This is a genomic window from Streptomyces sp. NPDC021093 (genome assembly GCF_044333135.1).
In the GTDB taxonomy this organism is placed as follows: Bacteria; Actinomycetota; Actinomycetes; order Streptomycetales; family Streptomycetaceae; genus Streptomyces.
In genome coordinates, this window is record NZ_JBIRQJ010000004.1 from 386,807 (window position 1) to 410,140 (window position 23,334).

Annotated in this window: 28 protein-coding genes; 15 read left to right on the forward strand and 13 right to left on the reverse strand. The window is 71.4% G+C overall.

The features are described from left to right. Positions 1 to 24 precede the first annotated feature (24 nt). Positions 25 to 2,142: an ATP-binding protein gene (locus tag ACH4SP_RS14235; RefSeq protein WP_398414337.1), complete on the reverse strand. Its 2,118-nt coding sequence runs from the start codon at positions 2,140 to 2,142 to the stop codon at positions 25 to 27. A 104-nt stretch (positions 2,143 to 2,246) separates the two neighbouring features. Then, positions 2,247 to 3,173, reverse strand: a complete 927-nt coding sequence (locus tag ACH4SP_RS14240; RefSeq protein WP_398414339.1) for a PP2C family protein-serine/threonine phosphatase — start codon at positions 3,171 to 3,173, stop codon at positions 2,247 to 2,249. Positions 3,174 to 3,761: 588 nt separating this feature from the next. Between ACH4SP_RS14240 and ACH4SP_RS14245 the strand changes: the two genes are divergently transcribed. Genes ACH4SP_RS14245 through ACH4SP_RS14255 form a run of 3 tightly spaced genes read left to right on the forward strand, consistent with a single transcriptional unit; the run spans position 3,762 to position 5,170 of the window. After that, positions 3,762 to 4,073, forward strand: coding sequence for a hypothetical protein (locus ACH4SP_RS14245; protein ID WP_398414341.1), 312 nt, complete (start codon positions 3,762 to 3,764; stop codon positions 4,071 to 4,073). A 43-nt stretch (positions 4,074 to 4,116) separates the two neighbouring features. Next, complete coding sequence (locus ACH4SP_RS14250) at positions 4,117 to 4,458, forward strand: ArsR/SmtB family transcription factor (RefSeq protein WP_398414343.1); 342 nt, start codon at positions 4,117 to 4,119, stop codon at positions 4,456 to 4,458. A 10-nt stretch (positions 4,459 to 4,468) separates the two neighbouring features. Continuing rightward, on the forward strand, positions 4,469 to 5,170 hold the full coding sequence (locus tag ACH4SP_RS14255) for a cation transporter (protein ID WP_398414345.1): 702 nt from the start codon (positions 4,469 to 4,471) through the stop codon (positions 5,168 to 5,170). A 220-nt stretch (positions 5,171 to 5,390) separates the two neighbouring features. Here the strand turns inward: ACH4SP_RS14255 and ACH4SP_RS14260 are convergent, their stop codons facing one another. The 3 genes from ACH4SP_RS14260 to ACH4SP_RS14270 are packed head-to-tail and all read right to left on the reverse strand — an operon-like array spanning position 5,391 to position 7,624. Beyond that, positions 5,391 to 5,813 carry a universal stress protein gene (locus tag ACH4SP_RS14260; protein WP_398414347.1) on the reverse strand — a complete coding sequence of 141 codons (423 nt, stop codon included), beginning with the start codon at positions 5,811 to 5,813 and terminating at the stop codon, positions 5,391 to 5,393. A gap of 54 nt (positions 5,814 to 5,867) precedes the next feature. Beyond that, positions 5,868 to 6,491, reverse strand: coding sequence for an FMN reductase (locus ACH4SP_RS14265; protein ID WP_398414349.1), 624 nt, complete (start codon positions 6,489 to 6,491; stop codon positions 5,868 to 5,870). Continuing rightward, the gene (locus ACH4SP_RS14270) at positions 6,488 to 7,624 is read right to left on the reverse strand and encodes an LLM class flavin-dependent oxidoreductase (protein WP_398415076.1); all 1,137 of its coding nucleotides are present in this window, start codon (positions 7,622 to 7,624) and stop codon (positions 6,488 to 6,490) included. Before ACH4SP_RS14270 ends, ACH4SP_RS14265 begins: the two co-directional genes overlap by 4 nt. A gap of 227 nt (positions 7,625 to 7,851) precedes the next feature. Between ACH4SP_RS14270 and ACH4SP_RS14275 the strand changes: the two genes are divergently transcribed. The 4 genes from ACH4SP_RS14275 (at position 7,852) to ACH4SP_RS14290 (ending at position 12,137) form a co-directional block, all read left to right on the forward strand. Continuing rightward, positions 7,852 to 8,508, forward strand: a complete 657-nt coding sequence (locus ACH4SP_RS14275) for a hypothetical protein (RefSeq protein WP_398414351.1) — start codon at positions 7,852 to 7,854, stop codon at positions 8,506 to 8,508. Continuing rightward, entirely contained in the window at positions 8,495 to 9,703 is a 1,209-nt protein-coding gene (locus ACH4SP_RS14280; RefSeq protein ID WP_398414353.1) for a hypothetical protein, read from the forward strand. Before ACH4SP_RS14275 ends, ACH4SP_RS14280 begins: the two co-directional genes overlap by 14 nt. Before the next feature lie 449 nt (positions 9,704 to 10,152). After that, positions 10,153 to 10,860 carry an ABC transporter ATP-binding protein gene (locus tag ACH4SP_RS14285; protein ID WP_398415078.1) on the forward strand — a complete coding sequence of 236 codons (708 nt, stop codon included), beginning with the start codon at positions 10,153 to 10,155 and terminating at the stop codon, positions 10,858 to 10,860. Beyond that, the gene (locus tag ACH4SP_RS14290) at positions 10,857 to 12,137 is read left to right on the forward strand and encodes an ABC transporter permease (RefSeq protein ID WP_398414355.1); all 1,281 of its coding nucleotides are present in this window, start codon (positions 10,857 to 10,859) and stop codon (positions 12,135 to 12,137) included. The genes ACH4SP_RS14285 and ACH4SP_RS14290 overlap by 4 nt, the downstream gene beginning before the upstream one ends. Positions 12,138 to 12,253: 116 nt before the next feature. Here ACH4SP_RS14290 and ACH4SP_RS14295 read toward each other — a convergent pair whose 3' ends face one another. Beyond that, positions 12,254 to 12,787 carry a DinB family protein gene (locus ACH4SP_RS14295; protein WP_398414357.1) on the reverse strand — a complete coding sequence of 178 codons (534 nt, stop codon included), beginning with the start codon at positions 12,785 to 12,787 and terminating at the stop codon, positions 12,254 to 12,256. 134 nt (positions 12,788 to 12,921) lie between these two features. On the opposite strand from ACH4SP_RS14295, the gene ACH4SP_RS14300 reads away from it, so the two are divergent. Next, positions 12,922 to 13,146: a hypothetical protein gene (locus ACH4SP_RS14300; RefSeq protein ID WP_398414359.1), complete on the forward strand. Its 225-nt coding sequence runs from the start codon at positions 12,922 to 12,924 to the stop codon at positions 13,144 to 13,146. A gap of 25 nt (positions 13,147 to 13,171) precedes the next feature. Here ACH4SP_RS14300 and ACH4SP_RS14305 read toward each other — a convergent pair whose 3' ends face one another. Both ACH4SP_RS14305 and ACH4SP_RS14310 read right to left on the reverse strand, forming a co-directional pair. Next, positions 13,172 to 13,915, reverse strand: a complete 744-nt coding sequence (locus tag ACH4SP_RS14305) for an ANTAR domain-containing protein (RefSeq protein WP_398414361.1) — start codon at positions 13,913 to 13,915, stop codon at positions 13,172 to 13,174. Between the two features lie 87 nt (positions 13,916 to 14,002). Continuing rightward, complete coding sequence (locus ACH4SP_RS14310; RefSeq protein ID WP_398414363.1) at positions 14,003 to 14,572, reverse strand: ANTAR domain-containing protein; 570 nt, start codon at positions 14,570 to 14,572, stop codon at positions 14,003 to 14,005. 373 nt (positions 14,573 to 14,945) lie between these two features. Between ACH4SP_RS14310 and ACH4SP_RS14315 the strand changes: the two genes are divergently transcribed. Next, on the forward strand, positions 14,946 to 15,347 hold the full coding sequence (locus tag ACH4SP_RS14315; RefSeq protein ID WP_398414365.1) for a DUF1801 domain-containing protein: 402 nt from the start codon (positions 14,946 to 14,948) through the stop codon (positions 15,345 to 15,347). Positions 15,348 to 15,445: 98 nt separating this feature from the next. Further along, on the forward strand, positions 15,446 to 16,183 hold the full coding sequence (locus tag ACH4SP_RS14320; RefSeq protein ID WP_398414367.1) for a class I SAM-dependent methyltransferase: 738 nt from the start codon (positions 15,446 to 15,448) through the stop codon (positions 16,181 to 16,183). Here ACH4SP_RS14320 and ACH4SP_RS14325 read toward each other — a convergent pair. After that, positions 16,135 to 16,584: a nuclear transport factor 2 family protein gene (locus tag ACH4SP_RS14325; RefSeq protein WP_398414369.1), complete on the reverse strand. Its 450-nt coding sequence runs from the start codon at positions 16,582 to 16,584 to the stop codon at positions 16,135 to 16,137. The two genes, ACH4SP_RS14320 and ACH4SP_RS14325, sit on opposite strands and share 49 nt — an antisense overlap. Before the next feature lie 108 nt (positions 16,585 to 16,692). Between ACH4SP_RS14325 and ACH4SP_RS14330 the strand changes: the two genes are divergently transcribed. Next, on the forward strand, positions 16,693 to 17,058 hold the full coding sequence (locus ACH4SP_RS14330) for an iron chaperone (RefSeq protein WP_398414371.1): 366 nt from the start codon (positions 16,693 to 16,695) through the stop codon (positions 17,056 to 17,058). Between the two features lie 57 nt (positions 17,059 to 17,115). Here ACH4SP_RS14330 and ACH4SP_RS14335 read toward each other — a convergent pair whose 3' ends face one another. Then, a complete protein-coding gene (locus ACH4SP_RS14335) occupies positions 17,116 to 18,075 on the reverse strand; it encodes a helix-turn-helix transcriptional regulator (RefSeq protein ID WP_398414373.1) in 960 nt (319 codons plus the stop codon). A 130-nt stretch (positions 18,076 to 18,205) separates the two neighbouring features. Between ACH4SP_RS14335 and ACH4SP_RS14340 the strand changes: the two genes are divergently transcribed. Next, complete coding sequence (locus ACH4SP_RS14340) at positions 18,206 to 18,592, forward strand: VOC family protein (protein WP_398414375.1); 387 nt, start codon at positions 18,206 to 18,208, stop codon at positions 18,590 to 18,592. A gap of 41 nt (positions 18,593 to 18,633) precedes the next feature. Here the strand turns inward: ACH4SP_RS14340 and ACH4SP_RS14345 are convergent, their stop codons facing one another. Continuing rightward, a complete protein-coding gene (locus ACH4SP_RS14345; RefSeq protein WP_398414377.1) occupies positions 18,634 to 19,155 on the reverse strand; it encodes a GNAT family N-acetyltransferase in 522 nt (173 codons plus the stop codon). 249 nt (positions 19,156 to 19,404) lie between these two features. Continuing rightward, positions 19,405 to 19,782 carry a VOC family protein gene (locus tag ACH4SP_RS14350; RefSeq protein ID WP_398414380.1) on the reverse strand — a complete coding sequence of 126 codons (378 nt, stop codon included), beginning with the start codon at positions 19,780 to 19,782 and terminating at the stop codon, positions 19,405 to 19,407. A 159-nt stretch (positions 19,783 to 19,941) separates the two neighbouring features. Here ACH4SP_RS14350 and ACH4SP_RS14355 point away from each other — a divergent pair, with 159 nt between their 5' ends. From ACH4SP_RS14355 to ACH4SP_RS14365, 3 genes are all read left to right on the forward strand, one after another. Next, a complete protein-coding gene (locus tag ACH4SP_RS14355) occupies positions 19,942 to 21,081 on the forward strand; it encodes a M23 family metallopeptidase (RefSeq protein WP_398414382.1) in 1,140 nt (379 codons plus the stop codon). Positions 21,082 to 21,111: 30 nt separating this feature from the next. After that, positions 21,112 to 21,684, forward strand: a complete 573-nt coding sequence (locus tag ACH4SP_RS14360; protein WP_398414384.1) for a GNAT family N-acetyltransferase — start codon at positions 21,112 to 21,114, stop codon at positions 21,682 to 21,684. A gap of 260 nt (positions 21,685 to 21,944) precedes the next feature. Next, the gene (locus ACH4SP_RS14365) at positions 21,945 to 22,547 is read left to right on the forward strand and encodes a CatB-related O-acetyltransferase (protein WP_398415080.1); all 603 of its coding nucleotides are present in this window, start codon (positions 21,945 to 21,947) and stop codon (positions 22,545 to 22,547) included. 88 nt (positions 22,548 to 22,635) lie between these two features. Here the strand turns inward: ACH4SP_RS14365 and ACH4SP_RS14370 are convergent, their stop codons facing one another. Then, positions 22,636 to 23,091: a tellurite resistance TerB family protein gene (locus tag ACH4SP_RS14370; RefSeq protein WP_398414386.1), complete on the reverse strand. Its 456-nt coding sequence runs from the start codon at positions 23,089 to 23,091 to the stop codon at positions 22,636 to 22,638. Positions 23,092 to 23,334: the final 243 nt, after the last annotated feature.

Sequence of the window (23,334 nt, forward strand, 5' to 3'; positions counted from 1 at the left end):
CTGTACGACGGCCGCCCGCTGCGGTCAGCCGATCTCGGGGTGCGGTGGGGCGGTCCCGGGTGTGCAGAGGGCATGGGTGATGCCGGCGTCGGGGTCGCTGTCGTAGCCGGCACGGAAGGCGGTCTCGTAGATGTCGTCGCCGATGGCCTGACGGGCCTGCGCCTCGCACGCCTGGCGGGCGGCGACGAGTTCGGGTGCCCCCATCTGGGGGGTACCGAGGGTCTGCCATACCCGGTCGGCGGTGCCGAGGAGCTGGGCGGCTCGCTCGGCGTGCCCGGACGCGACCGTCGCGGAGCCGAGCACGTCGAGGGCCATGGCGATACCGACGCTGTCGTGGACGCGGCGTTTGCCGTTGAGGGAGTCGCGGGCATGAGCTTCGGCCTCGCTCGCCCGCCCCAGGGCCAGCGCGGCGAGGGCGCGGAGGAGGTCGCCCCAGGCGCGGGCATGCGTCTCGCCGCGGTCGTCGCATACGGCGCAGAGACGGTCCGCGACGACCGCGGCCTCGGCGACCTCCCCGAGCTGGATGTGGACGAAGGACCGGGCGACCTGGACAAGGGACCACGCCGCGTCGTAGCGCCCGGGGGACGGCGGGGTGCGCGGCGCCGTGTCGAGCGCCTCGGCCGCCTGCGTCTGCCGACCGCTCAGCGCGAGACAGGTGCCCTCAAGAAGGGCAGCGGCGACCGGGGCGGTCTCATCGGCCTCGTCGGCCGTGACCTTCCGGAAGGCGTCGAGGAGGCGGAGGCCGGTCTTCATGTCACCCACGGTCTGGCCGACCATGCCGCGGGCCCACAGGGCCTTGGCGCGGTCCGGTCCGGGGGCCGGATCCAGGTCCAGGGCCCGGTCGAGGTAGTACTCACCCTCCTGGGCGAAGCCGCAGGCGTACCAGAAGAACCACAGCGCCCCGGCCATCTGCAGCCCGCTCTGCCCGTCCCGCTCGGCGAGGCAGAAATCCAAGGCGGCGCGGAGATTGGCGTGTTCGGTGGTCGTCCGGTCGTGCCAGGCGATCTGTTCCGGCCCCATCCAGGCGGCGTCTGCGGCCTGGGCCAGCGCCCGGAAGTAGTCCCGGTGCCGGTGGCGCAGCGTGGACTCCTCGCCGAGGCCGCGCAGCCAGGCGGCGCCGAACTCGCGGATGGTGTCGAGCATCCGGTAGCGCTCGCCACCGCCGGTCGGCTCCCACATCACGACCGACTTGTCCGTCAGGGAGGTGAGCAGCCCCAAGATCGCCTCCTCGGGAAGGCGCGCGTCGGCGCACACCGCCCGAGCGGCCTCGGCGTCGAAGCCGCCGACGAGGACGGAAAGGCGGGCCCAGAGCAGCCGTTCGGCCGGGGTGCACAGTTCGTGGCTCCAGCCGATCGCGGTACGCAGCGCCTGGTGCCAGGGCGGCTCGGCGTCGTCCACCACCTCGTCGGTGGTGCCCAGGACGGCGAAGCGGTCGTCCAGCTTCTCGGTCAGCTCGGCCACGGACAGGTCTCGCAGGCGGGCCGCGGCCAGTTCGATGGCGAGCGGGAGACCGTCCAGGCAGCGGCACAGGCGTACGAGATCGGGCCGGTTGGCATCGGTGACCTCGAAGCCGGGCACCGCCTCGGCGGCCCGGTCGGCCAGCAGAGCCATCGCGTCCGCACCACCGCATGCCGCGCCCTCGCCCTCGGGCACGGGCAGCGGGTCGACGGTCAGCAGCCGCTCCACGTGGATTCCCAGGGGGCGGCGGCTGGTGACCAGGATCCGCAGCCCCGGCGCGGCCCGCAGCAGCACATCGGCGGCCAGCCCGCACTCGTGGACCAGGTGCTCGCAGGTGTCCAGGACGAGCAGTACCTCGCGCCCCGCCAGGTAGTCGGCCAGCACATCGATCATGGGCCGCGTCGTCTGGTCCACCAGCGCAAGCACCTCGGACACGGCGTGTGCGAGCAGCGCGCCCCGGCGCAGCGACGAGAGCTCCACCCACCACACCCCGTCCCGGAAGGACGGCTGCACCTCGTGCGCGGCCCGCAGCGCGAGTCGCGTCTTGCCCACCCCGCCGACCCCGGCCAGCGTCACAAGCCGGGCGCCTTCGTCGAACACCCGCCGGATCTGCGCCAGTTCCTGCTGTCGGCCGTACAACTCGCCTGTCTCCGGAGGGAGGTTCCCCGCTCCTTGCCGCCGCATGGCCGCACCCTTCCTCGCTCTCCCACTCTGGGAAGGCAGCATGGCGGCTGTGCTCGGGTCGCGGGACGGTCGGGACGAAAGTGACCGGAAGTGTTGCCGCCCGATCACGACCGATCGAGGTTGCCCTGTGGCGCGCTCGGTGCGCCTTCGTTCTTCGGCACGGGGAGTACCGGTCCCGTCAGCAGGTCGGCGGTGGGCTGGACGAGCAGCAGGGTGAGGTCGTCGCCGTGGCCGTCGCCGTCGTGGGCGGCAGCGTGGTGGTCGACGAGGTCGACCAGGTTCGCAAGGGCCTCGTCGAGGGTGCAGGCGCTCAGCGCGGCCCGGACCCGGCGGTCGAGGGCCAGCAGGGTGCCGTGCGCGTCCCGGGCCTCGGTGAGACCGTCGGTGTAGAGCAGCATGCGCTGCTCGGGGGTGAGCAGGACGGCCTGCACGCTCGGCGTGGGCGACAGCCCCAACGGCGGGGAGGAGCAGGGGGGTTCAAGGACCTCCAGGCGCCGGCCCACCAGCAGCGGCGGCGGGTGCCCGCAGTTGACCAGGCGGACCGCGCCGGGCACGAAGTCCGCGAGGAGCAAGGTGACGAAGTCCTCGTCTCCGAGGTCGTCTCGTACGCGGTCGTCGAGGATGTGCGCAAGCCGGACCAGGTCCGGCTCCGTGGCCGCGGTGTGGCGGAAGGCGGCGAGCACCGCCGCGCTGATGCGGACCGCGTCCAGGCCGTGGCCCGTCACGTCTCCGACGATCAGGCGCGGCCCGGACGGCAGCAGTACGGCGTCATGCAGGTCCCCGCCGACCAGGGCGCCCTCGCTCGCGGAGCGGGTCCGTACGGCCGTGGCCAGGCCGCCCAGATCGGTGGGCAAGGGGCGTACGAGAGCACGTTGGGTGAGTTCGGCGACGCGGGTCATGCGGGCAAGGGAGTTCTTGCAGCGCATGCGGTCGTGCGCCATCAGGACCGTCCACAGGCCGTGGACTGCGAGCAGCGGCCCGACGACGAGCAGGGCCCAGTCCAGCAGCGCCTGCTGGACCACGGCACTCACCACGACCCCCGTCTCAATCGCTGTTGCCAGTAGTAGCCATCCACGCTCCGAGAGCATCGCGTGCCTCCGTGGCAGGTTGTCCCTTACCCCGCGCCAAGCCATGCACGTTCCCACACTTGCCCGGGGCACGTGAGGCCCTTCACTCCATCGATCACGGAAGGTGCCCGCCTGTCGGGGCCGTACACGCTCGCGAAGACGGAACCACCAGCTCAGGCGGAGTGTGCAGCACCACGAGTTGACGGAGCGTCAGTATGTGAACACAACCTCGACGCGCTCCGCCTGATCAGGCAGTGACCGCAAGCGTCGCCGGGGAGGAAGTCGCCTGCCGTGGCCGGCGCGGAGGACGGGACGCACCGGCCAACCCCCAACAGTCGCCGGGGCCGCCACCTGCCGATCTTGGTGGGAGGCCCTTGGCGTCCCGGTCCGACATCAACATGGGCGGTCCCGCCCCGGGCCGAACTGCCGGGCCGTGAACGTCACCCGCAGCGGCCTCGGACGTCTCACCCGCCAAGGCTTCCTCGCCCGACCCGGACGAGGCCTCCGGCAGGAACGGACTCAACGCCCTCTGGGGGCGACGTGTAAGGGGTCGTGGACCGACCTTCGAGGAAGGTGCCCTCGTTCGCGAACGACGAGCCGCAGCCCGCACTCGACTGCGAGTGCTGCGCCCTCGCGGCCGAGTGGCGGTGTGCCTGCACGGACGGGTACGGCCCGCACTGCGACCTGTCCGGGCGGGGGGATCTGTCCGATCGGGTGGACCGCAACGTCGAGATCCGCAACCACCCGCACTGCCCGCCGCTGTTCCACGGACTGCCGAAGGACCCGCCCCTGAATGCGAAGGGACTCCGGCAGTGGTGCCGGTCCTGCGGCGGGACGCCCACGCTCTCGTCGCGACAGAGGTAGTTCAGGGTTACCTGAATTCAAGATTCGCTGTACTGTCTGCCGGATGCTGACTCTTGCTTCCGACGTCGAGGTGCTGGCGCGGTTCGGGCGGGCGCTCGCCGAGCCGATTCGGTGTCGCATTCTGCTCGCGCTGCGGGAGGCTCCGGCCTATCCTTCCGAGCTTGCCGATGCCCTGGGGATCTCGCGGACCCGGTTGTCGAACCATCTCGCCTGTCTGCGGGACTGCGGTCTGGTCGTGACCGTGCCCGATGGGCGTCGTACCCGTTACGAGCTCGCCGATGCCCGCCTCGGTCATGCCCTGGGGCATCTGCTGGCCTCCGTGCTCGCGGTCGAGTCGGGGTCCGGTGCGACATGTCCGGACGCTGCCGAGAAGGGCTGCTGCTGAGGTGACCGCGATGTCCCCGGGGCCTTCTGCCGCCCGCCGCGATGTGCTCGCCAGGCGCATACGGCTTCTGGTCGCGGCGACGATCGCCTACAACGTCGTCGAGGCCGTCGTCGCACTTACCGCCGGGACCCTCGCCTCGTCGACCGCGCTGGTCGGGTTCGGGCTGGACTCGGTCATCGAGGTCTCCTCGGCCGCCGCGGTCGCCTGGCAGTTCTCCGCCCGTGACCACGCGGTGCGCGAGGCCCGGGAGAGGACCGCGCTGCGGATCATCGCCGGGTCCTTCTTCGCCCTCGCCGGTTACGTCACCTTCGACGCCGTCCGGGCGCTGGCCGGCACCGGCGAGGCGGACCGTTCGCTGCCCGGCATCGTGATCGCCGCCCTTTCGCTCGCGATCATGCCGTTCCTGTCCACCGCCCAGCGCCGTGCCGGGCGCGAACTCGGTTCCGCCTCCGCGGTCGCCGACTCCAGGCAGACCCTGCTGTGCACCTACCTCTCCGCCGTACTCCTCGGGGGCCTGGTCCTCAACGCCGTTCTCGGCTGGTCCTGGGCCGACCCCTTCGCGGCCCTCGTCATTGCGGCTGTCGCGGTGAGGGAAGGGTGCGATGCCTGGCGGGGAAAGGGGTGCTGCGTACCCGCCCCTCGGCCGGCGGCGGACCCGGCTGCGGATCAGCCGCAGGAAGCCGACGGCTGCGGCTGCGGCCCGGGTCGCTGACGACGGGTGCGACGGGCCGGGACCAGTGATCTCACTGATCTCCTCCGGTGGTGGATCCAGGATTTCGGTGGGGCATCCGGGCGACCGCCGAGAAGGTCGCGTGGAGCTGCTCGAAGCCGGTGGCCGATATCTGTCCCTGACGTGCGCTGTTCCGCTGTCGATGCCGGGGACGGGGTGCACAGGAGCGGTTCGCAAGCGGTGTCGGTGCGGTGGCCCCGTCCTACTCTCCCCGCACCACCGTCACCGGCACCGCCGAGTGCTGCACCACGTGCAGGGAGACGGAGCCCAGCACCGTCGCCTTCAGGCCCGTGTGGCCGCGGGCGCCGACCACCAGAAGGTCGGCGCCCGCGGACCGGGTCAGCAGTGCCTCGGCCGCGTTGCCCTTCACCGTGTGGCACGTGACGGACGTGGCCGCCTGGCTGCCGAGTGCCTTGGTCACGGTGTCGGCGAGGACGTGGGCCGCCTGCTTCTCCGGGTCGTACGTCGCGTTCTCCGGGATCAGGCCGCCCCAGGTCGGGAACTCCCAGGCGGTGACGGCGTCCAGTTCCGCGCCGGTCAGCCCCGCCTGCGTGGCGGCCCACTGCAACGCCCGTACGGACTGCTCCGAGCCGTCCACGCCGACGACGATCCTGCCTGCTGCCATGACTGCCTCCCAGAAGAGCCGACCGACCATTGCGGCAAATCTACGCGAAGTAGATCAATTGAGGCGGAGGTCGGCGAGCTGTTGGGCGAACGGCACGATCTCGTCCGTCCCGGCGTCCGTTCCGGCGTCCGGCCGGGCTGCCCGCTGCCGGAGCTGCGTCGCCAGCTCCGCCGCCGCCCGGGTGATGCGGCCCGGCAGGTGCTCCGTAAAGCTGTCGCCGGTGCCGCCCCAGTCCTCCGAGGCCGCGAACACGGCCGTCGGGAGGACCACCGCCCGCAGGTAGGCGAAGAGCGGGCGGACCGCGTGGTCCAGGGCGAGTGAGTGGCGGGCAGTGCCGCCGGTCGCCGCGGTCAGCACCGGGGTGCCGGTCAGCGCGTCCGGGTCGATCAGGTCGAAGAAGGACTTGAAGAGCCCGCTGTACGAGGCATTGAAGACGGGGGTGACGGCGATCAGGCCGTCCGCCTCCGCCACCGCGTCGATCGCCTCGCGCAGGGCGGCGTTCGGGAAGCCGGTGACGAGGTGGTTCGCGATGGCGGTGGCGAGTTCGCGCAGTTCGACCAAGTGGACCGAGACGTCCGGGAGTTCGGTCCGTACCGCGTCCGTCAGGCGGTCCGCCAGCAGGCGGGTGGACGAGGGGACGCTCAGGCCCGCAGAGACGACGACCAGGTTCGTGGTCATGATGCCGATACCTCCGAGTTCGTGTCCGAGTTCGTGTCCGGGTTCGGGTTCGGGTGCGAGGTGAGTGCCTGGGCGACGCGTGCCGCGTGGGTCGGTCCGGCCGGGACCTGTGCCGGGCGGTCCTTCGCCATCTCCTTGCGCAGTACGGGGACGACCTCCTCGCCGAGGATGTCGAGCTGCTCAAGGACGGTCTTCAGGGGCAGGCCGGCGTGGTCCACGAGGAAGAGCTGGCGCTGGTAGTCGCCGAAGCTCTCCCGGAAGGTGAGGGTCTTCTCGATGAACTCCTGGGGGGAGCCGACGGCGAGCGGGGTCTCCGCCATGAACTCCTCCATGGACGGGCCGTGTCCGATGACCGGCGCGTTGTCGAAGTAGGGGCGGAACTCGCGCTTGGCGTCCTGCGAGTTCTTCCGGATGAAGCCGTGCCCGCCGAGCCCGACGACCGCCTGCTCAGGGGTGCCGTGGCCGTAGTGCGCGTACCGCTCCCGGTAGAAGTTGATCAGCTTCTGGAAGTGGTCCTTGGGCCAGAAGATGTTGTTCGCGAAGAAGCCGTCGCCGTAGTAGGCCGCCTGCTCGGCGATCTCCGGGGAGCGGATGGAGCCGTGCCAGACGAAGGGCGGGACGCCGTCCAGGGGGCGGGGGGTCGAGGTGAAGCCCTGGAGGGGCGTACGGAACTTGCCCTCCCAGTTGACGACCTCCTTGCGCCACAGCTCGTGCAGGAGCGCGTAGTTCTCGACGGCGAGCGGGATGCCCTGGCGGATGTCCTGGCCGAACCACGGGTAGACCGGTCCTGTGTTGCCGCGCCCCATCATCAGGTCCACGCGCCCGTCGGCCAGGTGCTGGAGCATCGCGTAGTCCTCGGCGATCTTCACCGGGTCGTTGGTGGTGATGAGGGTGGTGGAGGTGGAGAGGATGAGGCGCTCGGTGCGGGCGGCGATGTAGCCGAGCATCGTGGTCGGGGAGGACGGGACGAAGGGCGGGTTGTGGTGCTCGCCCGTCGCGAACACGTCGAGGCCGACCTCCTCCGTCTTCTGCGCGATCGCCACCATCGCCTTGATCCGCTCGTACTCGGTCGGGGTGCGGCCGGTCGTCGGGTCGGGCGTGACGTCGCCGACGGTGAAGATTCCGAACTGCATCGCGCTCATCGAGGCCACCTCTGGAGTCTGTTTCCGGCTCTGCCGAGAGTCAGTCTGTTGAATGTTGAACAAACCCGTCAACGGGTGACCCCGGCGAACTATTCCCGCAGCTCAGAACCGCCTGGGGCGGAAGACCTCCGGGCGAACGTCGACGCCCGGGGCGAGGACAACGCGATCGCTATCCGGACCTGACAACTTCTTCATACGGGGTGCGGAGCATGGCGCCCATGCCGACTTCGTTGACTTCGCTGATTCCCGGGAAGCGCTCGCTCGCCGCCGCCGCTGTCCTCGTGTCCTTGTCGCTGCTGACCGGCTGCGGGGGCGGGGGAGGAGGGGGCGACGGCGCCAAGGGCACGGAGGGCAGGTCCGACGTCGCCTCCCTCGACAAGGGGGACAAGGGGGACGAGGGGAAGGGTGCTGACCGCGACGCCTCCGAGAAGGCGAAGTCGCCCGAGGAGGCGAAGCGCGACGCCGCCGAGTCCGGCCGTCCGCAGCGCCGCCTGGACACCTCCGACGAGGAGGAGCAGCGCATGTGGAACACGTACAACTCCTGCCTCAAGGACAACGGCGTCAAGATGCAGCAGGGCATGGTCGTCGGCAGCGGAGAAACCCCCGTGGAGGGCCCGCGCGAGCCCAAGGCGGCGTATGAAAAGTGCCTGATCAAGCTGCCGCTGATGCCGCCGGAGATGGACCCGAAGACCAACCCGCGCTACCAGGACGACTTCACCGAGTGGGTGCGCTGCATCAACGAAGGGGGCGTCGGGGTGAAGGCCCTCGCGGACGGCTCCGGCTGGACCTACACGGGCGACCTGAAGATGCCCGGAGCCCAGGCCCACAAGATCGAGAACGACTGCAAGGTGAAGGCATTCCGTGACAAGGGCTGACACCGGGGGCGAGTACGGGCCCGACGACGAGGGTGTCGGCCGCCCCCGCTCCCGCCGCAAACCCCTCCTGCTCACCGTCGCGGTCGTGGCGCTGGCGGCCGTCGCGGCCGGTGCGTTCGTGCTCGGCGGCAGCGGGAAGGCCGACGGTACGGCCAAGGTCAACATCCCCAGGACGCAGACGGTCGCGGTCTCCCGCGCCGACCTGTCCGACACCAAGGAGATCCGGGGCACCCTCGGTTTCGGTGCCGAGAAGACGCTGAAGAGCGGCAGGAAGGGCCTGATCACGAAGCTCCCCGCGGAGGGCGACACGATCAAGCGCGGCAGGCCCCTCTTCTGGGTCGACGACCGCCCGGTGGTCGCCTTCACCGGCGCCACCCCGCTCTACCGCACGCTGACCCCGCCCAAGGACGCCGGGGCGAAGCCGTTGCGCGGGCGCGACGTGAAGATGGTCGCGGACAACCTGCGGGCCCTGGGCTACGACATCGGGGCCCAGCCGGCGCCCGGGTACGCGACGGGCTCCCCGACGGCCGGGGGCCGCACGGCGGGCGACGAGGGAGAGTTCACCCAGGCACTCTCCGCGGCCCTCAAGCGCTGGCAGAAGCACATCGGCACGACCCCGACGGGCACCCTGGCCGTCGGTGACGTACAGGTACTCCCGGGCGAGGTCCGCATCGGCGCGGTCACCGCGGGACTCGGCGACGAGGCGACCGAACCGGTCCTCACCGTCTCCTCGATGGCGAAGGCCGTCACGGTCCCCGTCGACGCGACGGAGGCGGGCCAGGTGAAGAAGGGCGCCAAGGTCACCGTCGTCCTCCCGAACGGTACGGAGGCGGAGGGCAGGGTCGACAGGATCGGCCGCGCGGCCACCCCGGAAAGGGGAGCGGCCGGAGCGGGCGGCGAAGGCACGCCGAACGCGCCCCAGAAGCTCGACGTCACCGTCCTCCTCTCCGACCGCACGAAGGTCGACGACCTGGACGCGGCGTCGGTCACGGTCCGCTTCACCACCCAGACCCACAAGAACGTCCTGACGGTCCCGGTGGGCGCCCTGACCGCCCTGCGCGAGGGCGGCTACGCGGTCCAACTGGCCCGCACCAACGAGCTGGTGGCGGTACGGACCGGCATGTTCGCCCGAGGCCTGGTCGAAATAACGTCCCCCACCCTCACCGAAGGCACCAAGGTGGTCACCGCCTCATGACGGACGATCCTCTGACGGACGACTCTGTGGCGGTCGGCCCTGTGGCGGTCGGCTCTGTGACGGACGACTCTGTGGCGGTCGGCCCTGTGGCGGTCGGCTCGGGGGCCGCCGCCCCCGCCGCTACCCCCGGTGCGAGCCGTACCTCCACCCCCGGCTCCGCCCCAGCCCCCGCCCCCGCCCTCGGTGCGAACCGCACCCCTGTCCTCGGTTCGGCCCCGGCCTCTGGCGTGAGCTGTGCCCCGGCCCCGGCCCTCGGCGCGGCCCTGGCCCCCGCGTTCTGCTCCGCCCCGGTCCCTGCCCCCGTCTTGGCCAAGGCCCCCGCCCCCGGTGCGAGCCGTACCCCCGCCCCCGCAGGGGACAGCGCCCCGCCCGCGTCGTGCGTCCCTTCCTCACGGCCGTCCGTCGACGACGACACCCTCACGTTCGCCTTCACCGCCCCGGCAGTCCCGCTGCCCAGCGATCCTCCCCCCGGCGGTCCCCCGGTCCTCCGGGTCCGTCACGCCACCAAGTCCTACCCCGGCGGCGTGACCGCGCTCTCCGACGTCTCCCTCACCATCGGCAAGGGCGAACTCCTCGCCATCCTCGGTCCCTCCGGCTCGGGGAAGTCCACCCTGCTCAACATCATGGGCACCCTGGACCTCCCCACCACCGGCACCGTCGAGATCGACGGAGAGGACGTCGCCGGTCTTTCCGACCGTGCCCTCTCCACCCTTCGCGCCCGCCGACTCGGCTTCGTCTTCCAGCAGTTCCACCTCACCGACGGCCTCTCCGCCACGGAGAACGTCGCGACCGGTCTGCTGTACGGCGGCGTCCCCCGCCGCCGGCGCAACGCCCTCGCCGTCGAGGCCCTCCAGCGCGTCGGGCTCGGCCGGCGCGCCCGGCACCTCCCCCACCAGCTCTCCGGCGGCGAACGCCAGCGCGTCGCCATCGCCCGCGCGCTGGTCAACAATCCGGCCCTGGTCCTCGCCGACGAGCCCACCGGCGCCCTCGACACCACCAACGGCCGCGCCGTCATCGACCTCCTGCGCACCCTCAACGCCGAGGGCACAACCATCGCGGTCATCACCCACGACCGCGACATCGCCGCCTCGCTGCCGCGCCGCGTGGAGATCCTCGACGGCCGCCTGATCGCAGACACGGGAAGCCCCCAGCCGTGAAGACGCCCAAGAAGACCGCCAAGACCACCGCAACCAAGGCCGCAACCAAGACCACCGCAACCAAGACCACCGCAACCAAGGCCGCCGCCAAGCCCGTCCGGCTCTCCCCCGGTGACCTGCTCCGCCTCGGCCTGCTCGGCATCCGTACGCGCAGGATGCGGGCCGCGCTGTCCGCCCTCGGCATCTCCATCGGAATCGCCACGATGATCGTCGTGGTCGGCATTCCGGCGTCCAGCCAGAAGGCCCTCATGGCCGAGCTGTCCGCGCTCGGCACCAACACCCTGCGCGCCGAACCGATGCCCGAGCAGAACCCGCCGGTCAAGCTCCCCGAGCAGGCCGTCGGCATGACGGACCGGATCGGGCCCGTCGAGTCGTCGAGCGCCGTCGCCAACACCCATGCCCTGGTGCGCCGTTCGGACCGGGTCAACGAGAACGACACCTCGGGACTCACCGTCCTCGCCACCAAGCTGAACCTCCTCACCACCCTCAAGGGCCGGGTCCAGTCGGGTCGTTTCCTCGACGCGACGACGGCGGGATTCCCGACCGCCGTACTCGGCCACGCGGCTGCCGCCCGCCTCGGGATCCCTGTCGTGGCGGCGGGCGCCGCGCCCCAGGTCCGTATCAACGACACGTGGTTCACGGTCGTCGGCGTCCTCGACGCGATGCCGCTGTCGCCCGACGTCGAGCGCTCCGTACTGGTCGGCTGGGACGCGGCGAAGGCGAAGCTCGGCTTCGACGGCCGTCCGACCGTCCTGTACGCACAGGTCCGCGAGGAGGCGCTTGAAGACGTACGGGCGGTACTCGCGCCCACCCTCCACCCCGAGACCCCGGGCCTGATCCAGGTCAGCCGGCCGTCCGACGCCCTGCTCGCCAAGCGCGCCACGGAGTCGACCTTCTCGGCGCTCTTCCTCGGCCTCGCCGGAGTGGCACTGCTCGTCGGCGGCATCGGCGTCGCCAACACCATGGTCATCTCGGTCCTGGAACGCAGGAAGGAGATCGGCCTGCGTCGCGCGCTGGGCGCCAACAGGGGCCAGATCCGGGGGCAGTTCCTCACCGAGTCGGTCGCGCTCTCCGCCCTCGGCGGCCTGGCCGGCACGGTCCTGGGCGTCGCCGCGACCCTCGGTTACGCCCTCTACCAGGGCTGGCCCCCGGTCGTCCCGGCGGTCGGCGTCGCGGGCGGCATCGGCGGTGCGGTGCTGGTGGGAGTGGCGGCCGGCGTCTATCCGTCCGTACGGGCGGCGAGGCTCCCGCCGACGGAAGCACTCGCCGGTACGTGACCGGCCCCGGCCGGGCGGTCCCCGGGCTCCCCCGGGGCGGTCCCCGGGCTCCCCCGGGGCGGTCCCCGGGCCCTCCGGGGCGGTCCCCGGGGGAGCCCCCCGATTCAGTCCCCGGTTCAGTCCCCGGTCGTCCCGTCCGCCAGCTCCCGCAGGATGTCCAGGTGCCCGTTGTGCCGGGAGATCTCCTCGACGAGGTGCATCAGCACCCAGCGCAGGGTCGGCTGCCGGCCGTCCCTCAGCGGCCGTACGGCGAGGGCGTCCAGGTCGGTCCGGGCGACGAGCGCGTCCCACTCGACGCACTTCGCCGCGTACTCAGCGATCAGCGCGTCCATCGACACCCCGTCCACCACCCGCATCTCGCGGTCGGGGTCCTCGTCGGTCCACGGGCCCTCGTCCTCGCGGCCGAGGAACATCACGTCGAACCACCAGTGCTCGACCCAGCGCAGGTGGCTGATCAGCCCCCACAAGGACATCAGCGGCGACCCGGGCAGCGGGGCGGCCGCCGCGTGCTCGGCGGAGACGCCCGCGCACTTCTCCCAGGCGGTGCGCCGGGCATAGTCGAGATGGTTCGTCAGCGTGGAACGCTCGTCCCAGGCAACGGGCTTGTCGGTACGGGCGGGGGCGTTCGGGTCCGTCTTCTCAGTTGTCATCGAGCGGAATGGTCCCCGTGCCGGTGGCAACTGTCGAGCGATTAACCGGAGCCGGGTCGAGCGAGCCGTCCCCGAAGGGGTGACCCCTGCACGAATCCGCCCCACCGGCCCCCGCGGAGGTGCACGCTGCCGGGATGTCCACACGCACCGGCGCCCGTACCGACGCTCGTACCGAAGCCCGCACCGTCCCCTCCCCGCCGCCGATCCCGCCGACCTGCCCCAACTGCCGTCAGGGCCTGCTCTGGAAGGACACCCGGGCCGAGATTCGGGAGACGGACGAGCACCACTGGCGCTGGTGGTGCGGCAACTGTTCCAAACGCTTCCGCCCCACCGAGGAACACCTGCGCCGCTTCTCCTGAGCCTTCTCCTGAGCCTTCTCCTGGCTCACCGCCCCGGTGCCACCGGGACCAGCCCCTCGTCGACGACCTCGCGCGCCACCGCCGTCAGCCGTCGGCTGTGGCTGCGCGCATGCTTGCGCAGCACCGCGAACGCCTCGTCGACCCCGACCCCCAGCCGGGCGGCGAGGACCCCCTTGGCCTGCTCGATGAGGATGCGGCTGTGCAGGGCGGTGCGCAGCTGGATGCCGGTGGCCCGGTGCGCGCGCAGGGTCTGCTCGTGCACGAGTCCGATGGCGGCGGCGTCGGCGAGCGCCTGCCCGATCCGTACGTCGGGGGAGGTGAGCGGCCCCGGGTCGGTACGGAACAGCAGCAGGCTGCCCAGCCGCTCCCCGCGCAGCCGCAGCGGCAGCGCGCTCGCCCAGGTGTACCCGGCCCGCCGGGCGAGCGGCACGAAGACGGACCACCGGTCGTGCGGTGTCCGGGTGAGGTCGACGCGCGTCAAGTCGCCGGGCGGGGGCGGGGCCGCCCCGAGATGGCAGTCGAGGGCGGGCCCCTCGTCGGCGGCGATGTCGAGGAGTTCGGCGAGTTCGTCCCCCGGGTCGCAGGGTGCGACGGGCCGCAGTGGTTCGCCCTCCGGGGCGAGCAGTACCGCGGCGGCGGTGACGTCGAGTAACTGGCAGCAGCGCACGGACAGTTGCTGAAGAAAATCGATGACGTCGAACTCCTCGACGAGTGTGTCCGCCAACTCGACGAAGGCGTCGGCGAGCGTCAGTTCATGTTCCCGGCTCATTTTCGGCTTCCTCGGTTGCCACAATTGCCCACGGTGTACACGTGCTTCGAGCTCCCCCGTTTGATTTGTCCCGGCCGTTCGGCCTGATCAGCCCCCGCCCCGGCCTCCGCGCGGCTGCGGCCGGTCGTCGGGCAGCCTGAGTCTGCGGGCGACGATGTCGCGGGAGACGGAGACGATAGGCCTGTTGTGTGCGAATGCATAAGCGCGCAATCGGTCAAGGGCGGTTGTGAGTTCCACGCCAAGATCGACACTGAGCATCCCGGTCGCCTGGTGCACGACGGCCCGGTGCAGTCCGCCGGGTCGTTCGCCCTGGACGGGTGCGGGCGCGGCCTCGCCGCCGTGCGGACGCATGGCGGACAGCAGGAACACCGTGAGCGCGTCACAGATCATCAGTGCGGCGTCGACGGCCTCCTCCGCCATCCCCCTGGCTTCCTGCCGGTGCCCGGTCATGGACCCGACCCGGATGGCGCCGAGCCGCAGCGGGAAGGCGAACACGGACTGCACGCCGAGTTCGGTGGCGCCGGGGACGAAGGCCGGCCAGTGGTGGTGCGGCGCGTGCCGCAGATCGCCGACCAGGCACAGCGCTCCGTCCCTGGTGGCCACGGTGCTCGGCCCTTCCCCCAGGGTGAATTGAAGATCGTCCAGTCGTGCGCTCAACTCGCTGCTGTACCAGATCAGTTCGGACGAGTTTCCCTGTGTGGAGACGGATAGTCCGTCCAGCTCAAGCAGTTCGGCACAGCGCGCGGCCCACCCGGGCGAAGGCCCGGGCCCATCGGGATTCAACGAGTCGATCAGCGCTGTCAGTTCACCGGACCTGTACACGTACATGCCCCATCACTCCGAACGCCGCGTCGATGCGCGGGCCACCCGATGTGTGATGCCGCACTCTTCCGAACGGCGTCTCCTTCACTGCATCCCAGAGTGCACGCAATCCCCGGCCCCCTTCAAGCGGACTTGACGAACGGGGCAGTCGTCGGCCGCGGGGGGTCCTTCCGGCGGATCGGGCCGCGCGGGACCTAGGCTCTTGCCCATGACACGACAAGGGCCGGAAGGCTGGGAGTCACTGGTGGAAGCGGCCTCGGAAGAGGTGGCCGGGGTCGCCCGGCAGGCGCGGCAGGCGGCGCGCGCCGCGATCCCCGACGCCACCGAGGAACTGGACGTGTCGGCCCGCCTCCTGGCCTTCACCTTCGTACCCGGTACGTACAAGGGACTGGTGGCGGGACTCGTCCTGCATACCCGGCACGTGAACCTGATGTTCGGCGAGGGCGCGGAGCTGGCCGCCACGCACGCGGCGGGCGCCCTGCTGGAGGGCACGGGCAAGAAGGCCCGGCACATCAAGCTCACCGCCCCGGAAGACCTCCAGGACCCCCGGATCGCGGAACTGCTGAAGGCGGCGGCGGTACGGGTACGGGAGCGGCTCGCGGGGCAGTAGGGAATCCGGCAGCCCAGGGAACTCAGCCTCCGGTGAACGGACTTGAGCGCGGACCGTGCGTCGAATCGAGCGATGATCGCTCTGTACGGTGCACGGTCATGACGCCGAAGACCACCACCCTGCCGCCCCGCCTCCTCCGAGCCCTGGACCGCTTCCACGCCGCCCGGCCGTGGGACCACAACGCCCACTACCACCGGTGGATCCTGCGCCAGCTCCCCGAGCGCTTCGACCGGGCCCTGGACGTCGGCTCGGGCAGCGGCGACCTGGCCCGCAGGCTGGCCGCACGGGCCACGGGTGCCGGTGGTGCTGGTGGTGGTGGCGCCGGTGGTTCAGGTGGCTCGGTGGTGGGGGTCGACGCCGACCCGGCGATGGTCGCCCGCGCGCGGGGGCTCACGCGCGCGGGCGCCCCGCTGACGTTCACCACCGGGGACGCGATGGGAGACGGCATGCCGCCGGGCCCGTACGACGTCATCACCTGTGTCGCCGTCCTGCACCACCTGCCCTTCGCCGAGGCCCTCGCCCGCTTCCGGCAGCAACTCGCCCCCGGCGGAACGCTGATCGTCGTGGGCGTCGCGCGTACGGAGTCGCGGGTGGACCGCCTCATCGGCACGGCCGCCGTGCCCGCGAACGTCGCGATGGCCGTCCTCAAGAACAAGGGCCGCAAGGTGGGGCGACCTGCGGCGATGACGGCCCCCGTACGCCCGGCGGGCATGAGTTTCGCGGAGATCTCCCGGGGCGCCCGCCGGGTCCTGCCGGGCGCCCGGCTGCGCCGCCGCCTGTTCTGGCGCTACACGCTGGTCTGGCACGCGCCGGCGATGGCCCCGGTGTCCCAGTAGAACGGGTGGACCTCGGTGATCCGCCCGTCCACGACCCTGCTCGTCTGCAGCAGCGGAAACGCGAGCTCACGGCCGGTGGCCCGAGCCCTGGCCCGTACCTGGAAGAGGACCACCGCCGTGTCGCCGGTGGCGAGGAACTGCCGGTCCGCGAAGTCGAACGACTCCCAGGTGCGGCTCATCGCGAGGAAGAACCGCTCCAGGCCCTCGTGCCCGCGCCAGGTTCCGCCGTACGGCAGAGAAGCGGCCTGGTGCAGCACCACGTCGGGCGAGAAGAAGGGAGCGAGCAGTTGGAACGAGGCCTTTCCGGGGCCTCCGGCCGAGAGGTAGTCCGCCTCGGCCGCGTACATGCCGGTGAGGACGGACATCGAGTCCGTCGGTGAGGAAACTTCCGGGTTCGTCATGCCGCCAGCATGACGAGACGGGACACCGCGCACCGGCGGCATTCGGACGCCGAACTGCGACGCACGCGCGTCCCTCGTACCCCCTCCCACTCCCCATACCCTCGTGGAATGGTGCAGAGCAGCGCGCGGGACGTGGACGGATACCTGGCCGAGGTGCCCGATGAGCGCAGGGAGGTCCTGACCGGGCTCCGACGGTTGTGCCGGGAGGAACTGGTGGGGTTCGAGGAGGTCATGGCGTACGGAATGCCCGCGTACGAGCGGGACGGCGTGGGCGAGATCGCGTTCGCCAGCCAGAAGCAGTACATCTCCTTCTACCTGCTGCGCACCGACGTCCGCGAGGCGTTCGCCGAGCAGCTGGCCGGCCACGACATGGGCAAGGGCTGCCTGCGCTTCCGCAACCCGGAACGCGTCGACTTCGATCTGCTGCGGAGCCTGCTCAGGGCGACGGCGGCGGCCCACGGCCAGGTCTGCTGACCGGTTGACTGGCTGACCGGCTGACCGGCTGATCGCTCCGGACGCGGCTCGGGCCGGTCAGGCGTTCCGGCCGTTGCTTTCGAAGAGCTCCCGGGTACGGCGCAACAGGGCCTGCCGTACGGCCTCCGGTGCCAGGACCCGCAGGGGTGTGGCCAGGCCGAGGAGGTATCGGGCGAGCCCGTCCGCGTCGGGGCCGCCGACGTCGACGATCGTGACGTCGGGGCCTTCGGACCGGTGCGAACCGACCGTCGAGGGGATCAGCCGCAGCGCCTGCTCCATGGACAGGGGCAGGCGGACCGTCGCGGAGAGCGGATAGGGCCCGGTGGCGACGGAGCGCGACACGAGCTGCGCAGGGTCGGGCGGGTCGACGAGTTCCACCGGGAGCCCGGTCGGCTGCAGCCGGTCGACGCGGTCGGCCCGGAAGGTCCGCCACTGGTCCCGCGCCACGTCCCGGGCGACGAAGTACCACCGGCGTTCGGTGTGGACGAGACGGTACGGGTCGACGTCCCGGAGAGTGGCCCTCCCCTCCCAGTCGCGGTACGACAGACGGGCGCGCTCGCCCCGGCGGCACGCGGCGGCCAGCTCCAGCAGCATGCCGGGCGTGATCTGAGGCTCGTCGGGCCTGGGGGTGTGCACGAAGGCGGCGTCCATCTCACCCAGCCGGTCCGCGATCCGCCGAGGCAGCACCTGCCGCAGTTTCAGCAGCGCGGACAGGGCGGCCTGGTCGCCGCCGAGCGTGCCGCTCAGCGCGGCCTCGCGCAGCCCGACGGCGACGGCGAGTGCTTCTTCGTCATCGAGGATCAGCGGCGGCACCCGGGATCCGGCCCGGAGTCGATAACCGCCCCACGGTCCGGGCTCGGACTCGACGGCGTAGCCGAGTTCACGGAGCTTGGCGACGTCCCGCCGCACCGTGCGGTCGGTGACCGCCATGCGTTCGGCGAGCTCGGCGCAGGTCCACAGGGGCCGGTCGACCAGCAGGGAGAGCAGCTTCAGCAGGCGGGCGGATGCGCTGATCACGCGCGGAAGTTTTCCATATGGCTCAGACATGGCCCAGCCATGACCCAGGGCATGACCAGGGCATGACCAGGGCATGACCAGGGCATGACCAGGACCGAATCCGTCCTGGTCCCGCCGTAGCGTCCTCCCCATGACTCAGGAAAACGTCTCCGCCCCCGCGTTCCGCTACTCGGCCGTCACCTTCGACTGCCAGGACCCGGCTGAACTGGCCCGTTTCTACGGCGAGATACTCGGCCTGCCCGTCGCCTTCTCCACCGACGACTTCGTCCTGCTCGGCCAGGAGGGCACGGCAGGCCTGGGCTTCAACCGGCTGGCCGACTACCGCCGCCCCACCTGGCCGGACCCCGCCCAGGAGAAGCAGGCCCACATCGACCTGGGCGTCGACGACTTGGACACCGCCCAGACCCGGCTGCTCGCCCTGGGAGCCACCCTGCCCGACTCCCAGCCGGACCCGGACCGGTGGCGGGTCCTGCTGGACCCGGCGGGCCACCCGTTCTGCATCTCGACGTTGGTCTGAGGGCGATCCCCGAACCGAGTGCACGCGCGCAGCCCGTGGGATCAGCTCTGTGCGTGGTCCGGGCTCGTGAACCTGAACCGGGCCGTCTTCTCCTCGGTGCTCCAGCGGTGGAAGCCGGCCTTCTCCAGCACTCGGACCGAGGGCGGGTTCGACAGTTCCACGTTGGCGAACACGGTGTGGACGTCCGACGCGGCGAGGGCGAACTCAGCCAGGGCCCGGGTGGCCTCGGGGGCGTAGCCCCGGCCTCGGCGGGAGGCCACGATGCCGTATCCGATTTCGAGGACGCCCTCGCTGGGCGGCCAGAACAGACCGATCGAGCCCACCACCGAGCCGCTCTCGCGCTCGATGATCAGACGGTGGCCGTACTCGCCGAGCCAGGCGGGGAACTGGGTGAAGAGGCCCGCGATCACGCGGTCGCCCTCGGCGGGGAAATCGTCCGCCCAGCGCGCGGACCTGGTGCCGTCGAGGACCGCGGTGGCCTCGCTCGTGGTCCAGGGCCGGAGAGTCAGACGCTCGGTGAGCACGTCGGCGTGGGTGGGCGAAGAGGAGGGAGAGGAAGTCACGTGTTGCTCCTGGGTGTGGGAAACGACCCGGGCCACGCTCTGCTCTGTTCTGCTAGCGCGCGGGCCGGACGAGGCCATGCTGAAGAGGGCCGACGGCAGCCATGTTCATCAACCTCCCCGTCCCGCTGATCACGCGCCTCTCGCGTCGGCGTGAAGGTAGCAACCGCTCCGTGATCCGGGCAACGTATTTCCGGTCCGCCGGTCCGCCGGCCCGCTGACCGGGGACTTTCGCTCGACCAGGGCCGTCCGTCAGGCCGGTTCGATGCGGCGCCTCAGCAGGCAGAACTCGTTGCCTTCGGGGTCGGCGAGCACGTGCCAGGGCTCCTCGCCGGTCTGGCCGACGTCGGCGGGCACGGCCCCGGCGGCCAGGAGGCGTGCGAGCTCGGCTTCCTGGTCGCGGTCGGTGGGGCTGACGTCGATGTGCAGCCGTAGCTGCGCCTTCTTCGGCTCGTCGTTGGGGCTGAGGACGATCGTCGGCTGCGGGCCGCCGAACCCTTCGCGCGGTCCGATCTCGATGGCGCCCTCGTCGCGGTCGAGCTCGACGAAGTCCAGCACCTCGCACCAGAACCGCGCCAGCGCCTCGGGGTCGCGGCATTCGAGCACGAGCTCACTGATGCGGCATGCCATGGACGGAACCTGCTCTCGGTGGGGGGCATGGGCTCTCGCGGTGCGGACGCTTTCGCGACCGTACCGCCCCCGCCTCCATTGCTGCACCGGAGTGACCCTCACGCGCGTTTCCCGGGCCGGTGCGGGGCCGATCGGGTGTCGGGTGGTCAAAGTCGTTCAATGCGACGAGTCGGATTCACACGCAGGTATGCGGTGTCGGTGGCGGTTGCGGGCTGTCTCGTGGTGGGGGCGAGCGGGACCGGGTACGGCGCCGGGCCCGGTTCCGAGGCGGTCGAGGTGGAGCGGCTGTACCGGGAGGCGGCCGCGGCCGTGCAGGCGCACGAGGTGGCGCGGAAGGCCGTGGCCCGGGGGCGGGAGAAGGTCGGGCGGTTGCGGGCCGCGGAGGCGGCCGAGGCGGCTCGGCTCGCTCAACTCCGGGAGGTGATGGGGGAGTTCGCGCGCGGTCAGTACCGGGGGAGCGGGGGCGGGCTCGGGTACACCCTGCTGTTGGTGAGTGCCGAATCGCCCGAGCAGATGATGGAACGCGTGTCGCTGGCCCGGCGCGGTGGGCACGCGACCGCATCGCTGTTGACGCGCGTACGGGAGTCCCGGGCGCGGCTCGCGCGGGACCGGGCGGAGTCGGCGCGGGTGCTCGGGGCGCTGAAGGGCGAGTTCGCCCGGCAGTCGGCGGCCCGGGACCGGATCGAGGGGAAGCTGAAGGAGGCGCAGGAGCGGTTGCGGGCGGCGGAGGCGGCCCGGCGGACGGCGTTCGCGGCGGCTGCTGCGGCCAGGGCGGGGAAGGCGGGTGGCGGGTGGGCGCCGGCCGGCGGGGCTCCCGGGCCCGCGTGCGGGAGCGGGGCGGACGTGGAGCCGCTCGGGTCGCGGCCCCGGAAGCCGAGTGACCGGGCCGGAACGCCGAAGTGGGTCAAGCCCGTTGATCCCGCACCGATGTCGTCTGGGTTCGCCGATTCGGGCGGACGGTGGAGGCACCGGCACACCGGGCAGGACTTCGCCGTGTTCGACGGGGAGCCCGTGCGGGCCGTGGGGGACGGCACCGTCCACTTCATCGGGTGCGGGGACGGCTTCGGGAACCAGGTGATCCTGCGGCACGCCAACGGCTACTTCACGCAGTACGCGCACCTGTCGGTGTTCGGGGTGCGGACCGGGCAGCGGGTGGCGGCCGGGGAGACGATCGGGCTCAGCGGGCGTACGGGCAATGTGTCCGGGCCGCATCTGCACTTCGAGGTGCGGGTGACACCGCAGTTGGGCTCGGGCATCAACCCGCTTCCGTGGCTGCGGGAGCACGGGGTGGCTCTCTGAGGTGTGCGGTACGGGTGATTCCATGGGCGGATGAGTGCTGGTGCGGCCGGTATGGCTGATGTGGTGGTGCGGGGGCGGGCGGACGCCGATCTCGGTGCGTGCGTACGGGCGCTGCGTGCGGTGCATGAAGCGAGCGGGTACCCGCGCAACTGGCCGGTGGACGCGGCGAGTTGGCTCGTACTGGAGGGGGAGCTCGGGGCCTGGGTGGCCCGGGTGGCGGCGGACGGTCGCGTGCTGGGGCACGTCGCGCTGGCGCGGGCGGGGGACGGCGATGTCGCCCCCGGGCTCTGGGGCGGCGAGGAGGAGGCCGTGGTCGTGGGGCGGCTGTTCGTCTCGCCCGAGGCGCGGGGAGCCGGTGCCGGGCGGGCGCTGATGCGCGAACTGGTGCGGGCCGCTCGGGAGCTGGGGGTGTGGCCGGTCCTGGATGTCGTGGCCGACGACACCGACGCCGTCGCGTTCTACGAGCGGATCGGGTGGCGGCGGCTCGGATCGGGTGAGCAGAACTGGGGTGCGGGGGAGCTCGTCGGCGTGCATTGTTATGCCGCGCCGGGAGAGGGCGTGGCGGCGCTCGCCGGGGCGGCTGTGGCACCTGGCGCCGCGTGAGGTCTCCCCGTACCCCGGAAGGTGTCTCGGCGCCGACCCGAACTGCCGTGATCCGAACTGATGTGATCCGAACTGCCCTGATGTCGAACTGCCTTGATGCTGAACTGCCCTGATGCCGAACTGCCGTGCCGAACTGCCGTGATACCGAACGTTCTTGACCCGTACGACCTTGAGCAAGGAGCCACCCCGTGACTGATTCCCACCCCCCGACCTCCCCCGCCGAAGCGCTTCTGCCCACCGATCCCGGGACGCTCCATCCCATGCCGGGCCAGCCGCGTGTCGTGCTGCTCAAGCCGTTGGTGACGTCGCCGCTCATCGAGGTCGGGGAGTACTCGTACTACGACGACCCGGTCGACGCGACCGGCTTCGAGACACGGAACGTGCTCTATCACTACGGGCCCGAGCGGCTGCGCATCGGGAAGTTCTGTGCGCTGGCCACCGGCGTGCGGTTCATCATGAACGGTGCCAACCACCGGATGGACGGCCCGTCCACCTTCCCGTTCCCGTCGCTCGGCGGTGCCTGGGGGCCGCATGTCGACCTGCTGATGGACCTGCCGGTGCGCGGTGACACCGTCGTCGGCCACGACGTCTGGATCGGGTACGGCGTGACCGTCATGCCCGGCGTACGCATCGGGAACGGCGCGATCGTCGCCGCCGGGTCCGTCGTCACCTCCGACGTGCCGGACTACGGGATCGTCGGCGGGAATCCGGCCGGGCTGATCCGCAAGCGGTTCGGTGACGAGGAGATCAAGCGGCTGCTGGCGCTCGCCTGGTGGGACTGGCCCGTCGAGCACCTGACGGAGCACGTGCGGGTGGTCATGGCCGGGAACGTGGAGGAGCTGGAGGCGGTCGCTCCGCGCTGAGGCCGTACAGGTGGGTGCGGCAGGAGGAGGCCGGGTCCCCCCGTGGGGCCCGGCCTCCGTGTGCGTACCTCCAGGAGGAGGGGAGCGGCTACAGGTCGAACTCGTGCGGCGGCAGGTCCAGCGCGAAGCACGCCTCCCGTACGACCGCCTGCTCCGTCTTGTCGAAGTCGCCGTCCGCGCCGCCGATCACGATGCCGATCTGGATGACCGCGCGCGCTTCCGCCGGCTTCTTCTTCGCCTTGGCGATCTCCTGGAGGATGCTCACCTTGCCGAACGCGAAGTCCGCCGTCAGCTTGCCGACGTAGTCGTTGAAGCGGCGCTGGAGGTCGTCGGCGGGGAAGTTCTTCAGGACGTCGTTGGTGGCGATCAGGGTCGCCACGCGCTGGCGCTCGGAGGGGTCGATGGTGCCGTCGGCCGCCGCCACCAGTGCGCACATGGCCATGCTCGCGTCGCGGAACGAGCCGCTCTTCAGCTCGTTCTTCTTCGACTCCAGCTGGCTCTGCATCGTCGAGGCGGTTTCCTTGAGGCGGTCCCACAGGGCCATGAAGTGTCTCCGTCGTCAGGGGCGTACGTCAGGGGTGTACGTCGGGGGCGTGACTGCATAATCTACAGACGTGTAGAACCTAACAGGGAGTGAGCTAAAGGCGCTCTAAGAGCCCCCGGCGGTCCCCTGGAACGGCGAAGGCCCGCGCGGTCGTCCGCGCGGGCCCTCGTCGTTGGTGCCGTGGAGCTGTGCTGCTGTGGTGCTGTGGTGCTGTGGTGCTGTGGTGCTGTCCGGGCCGGTCGG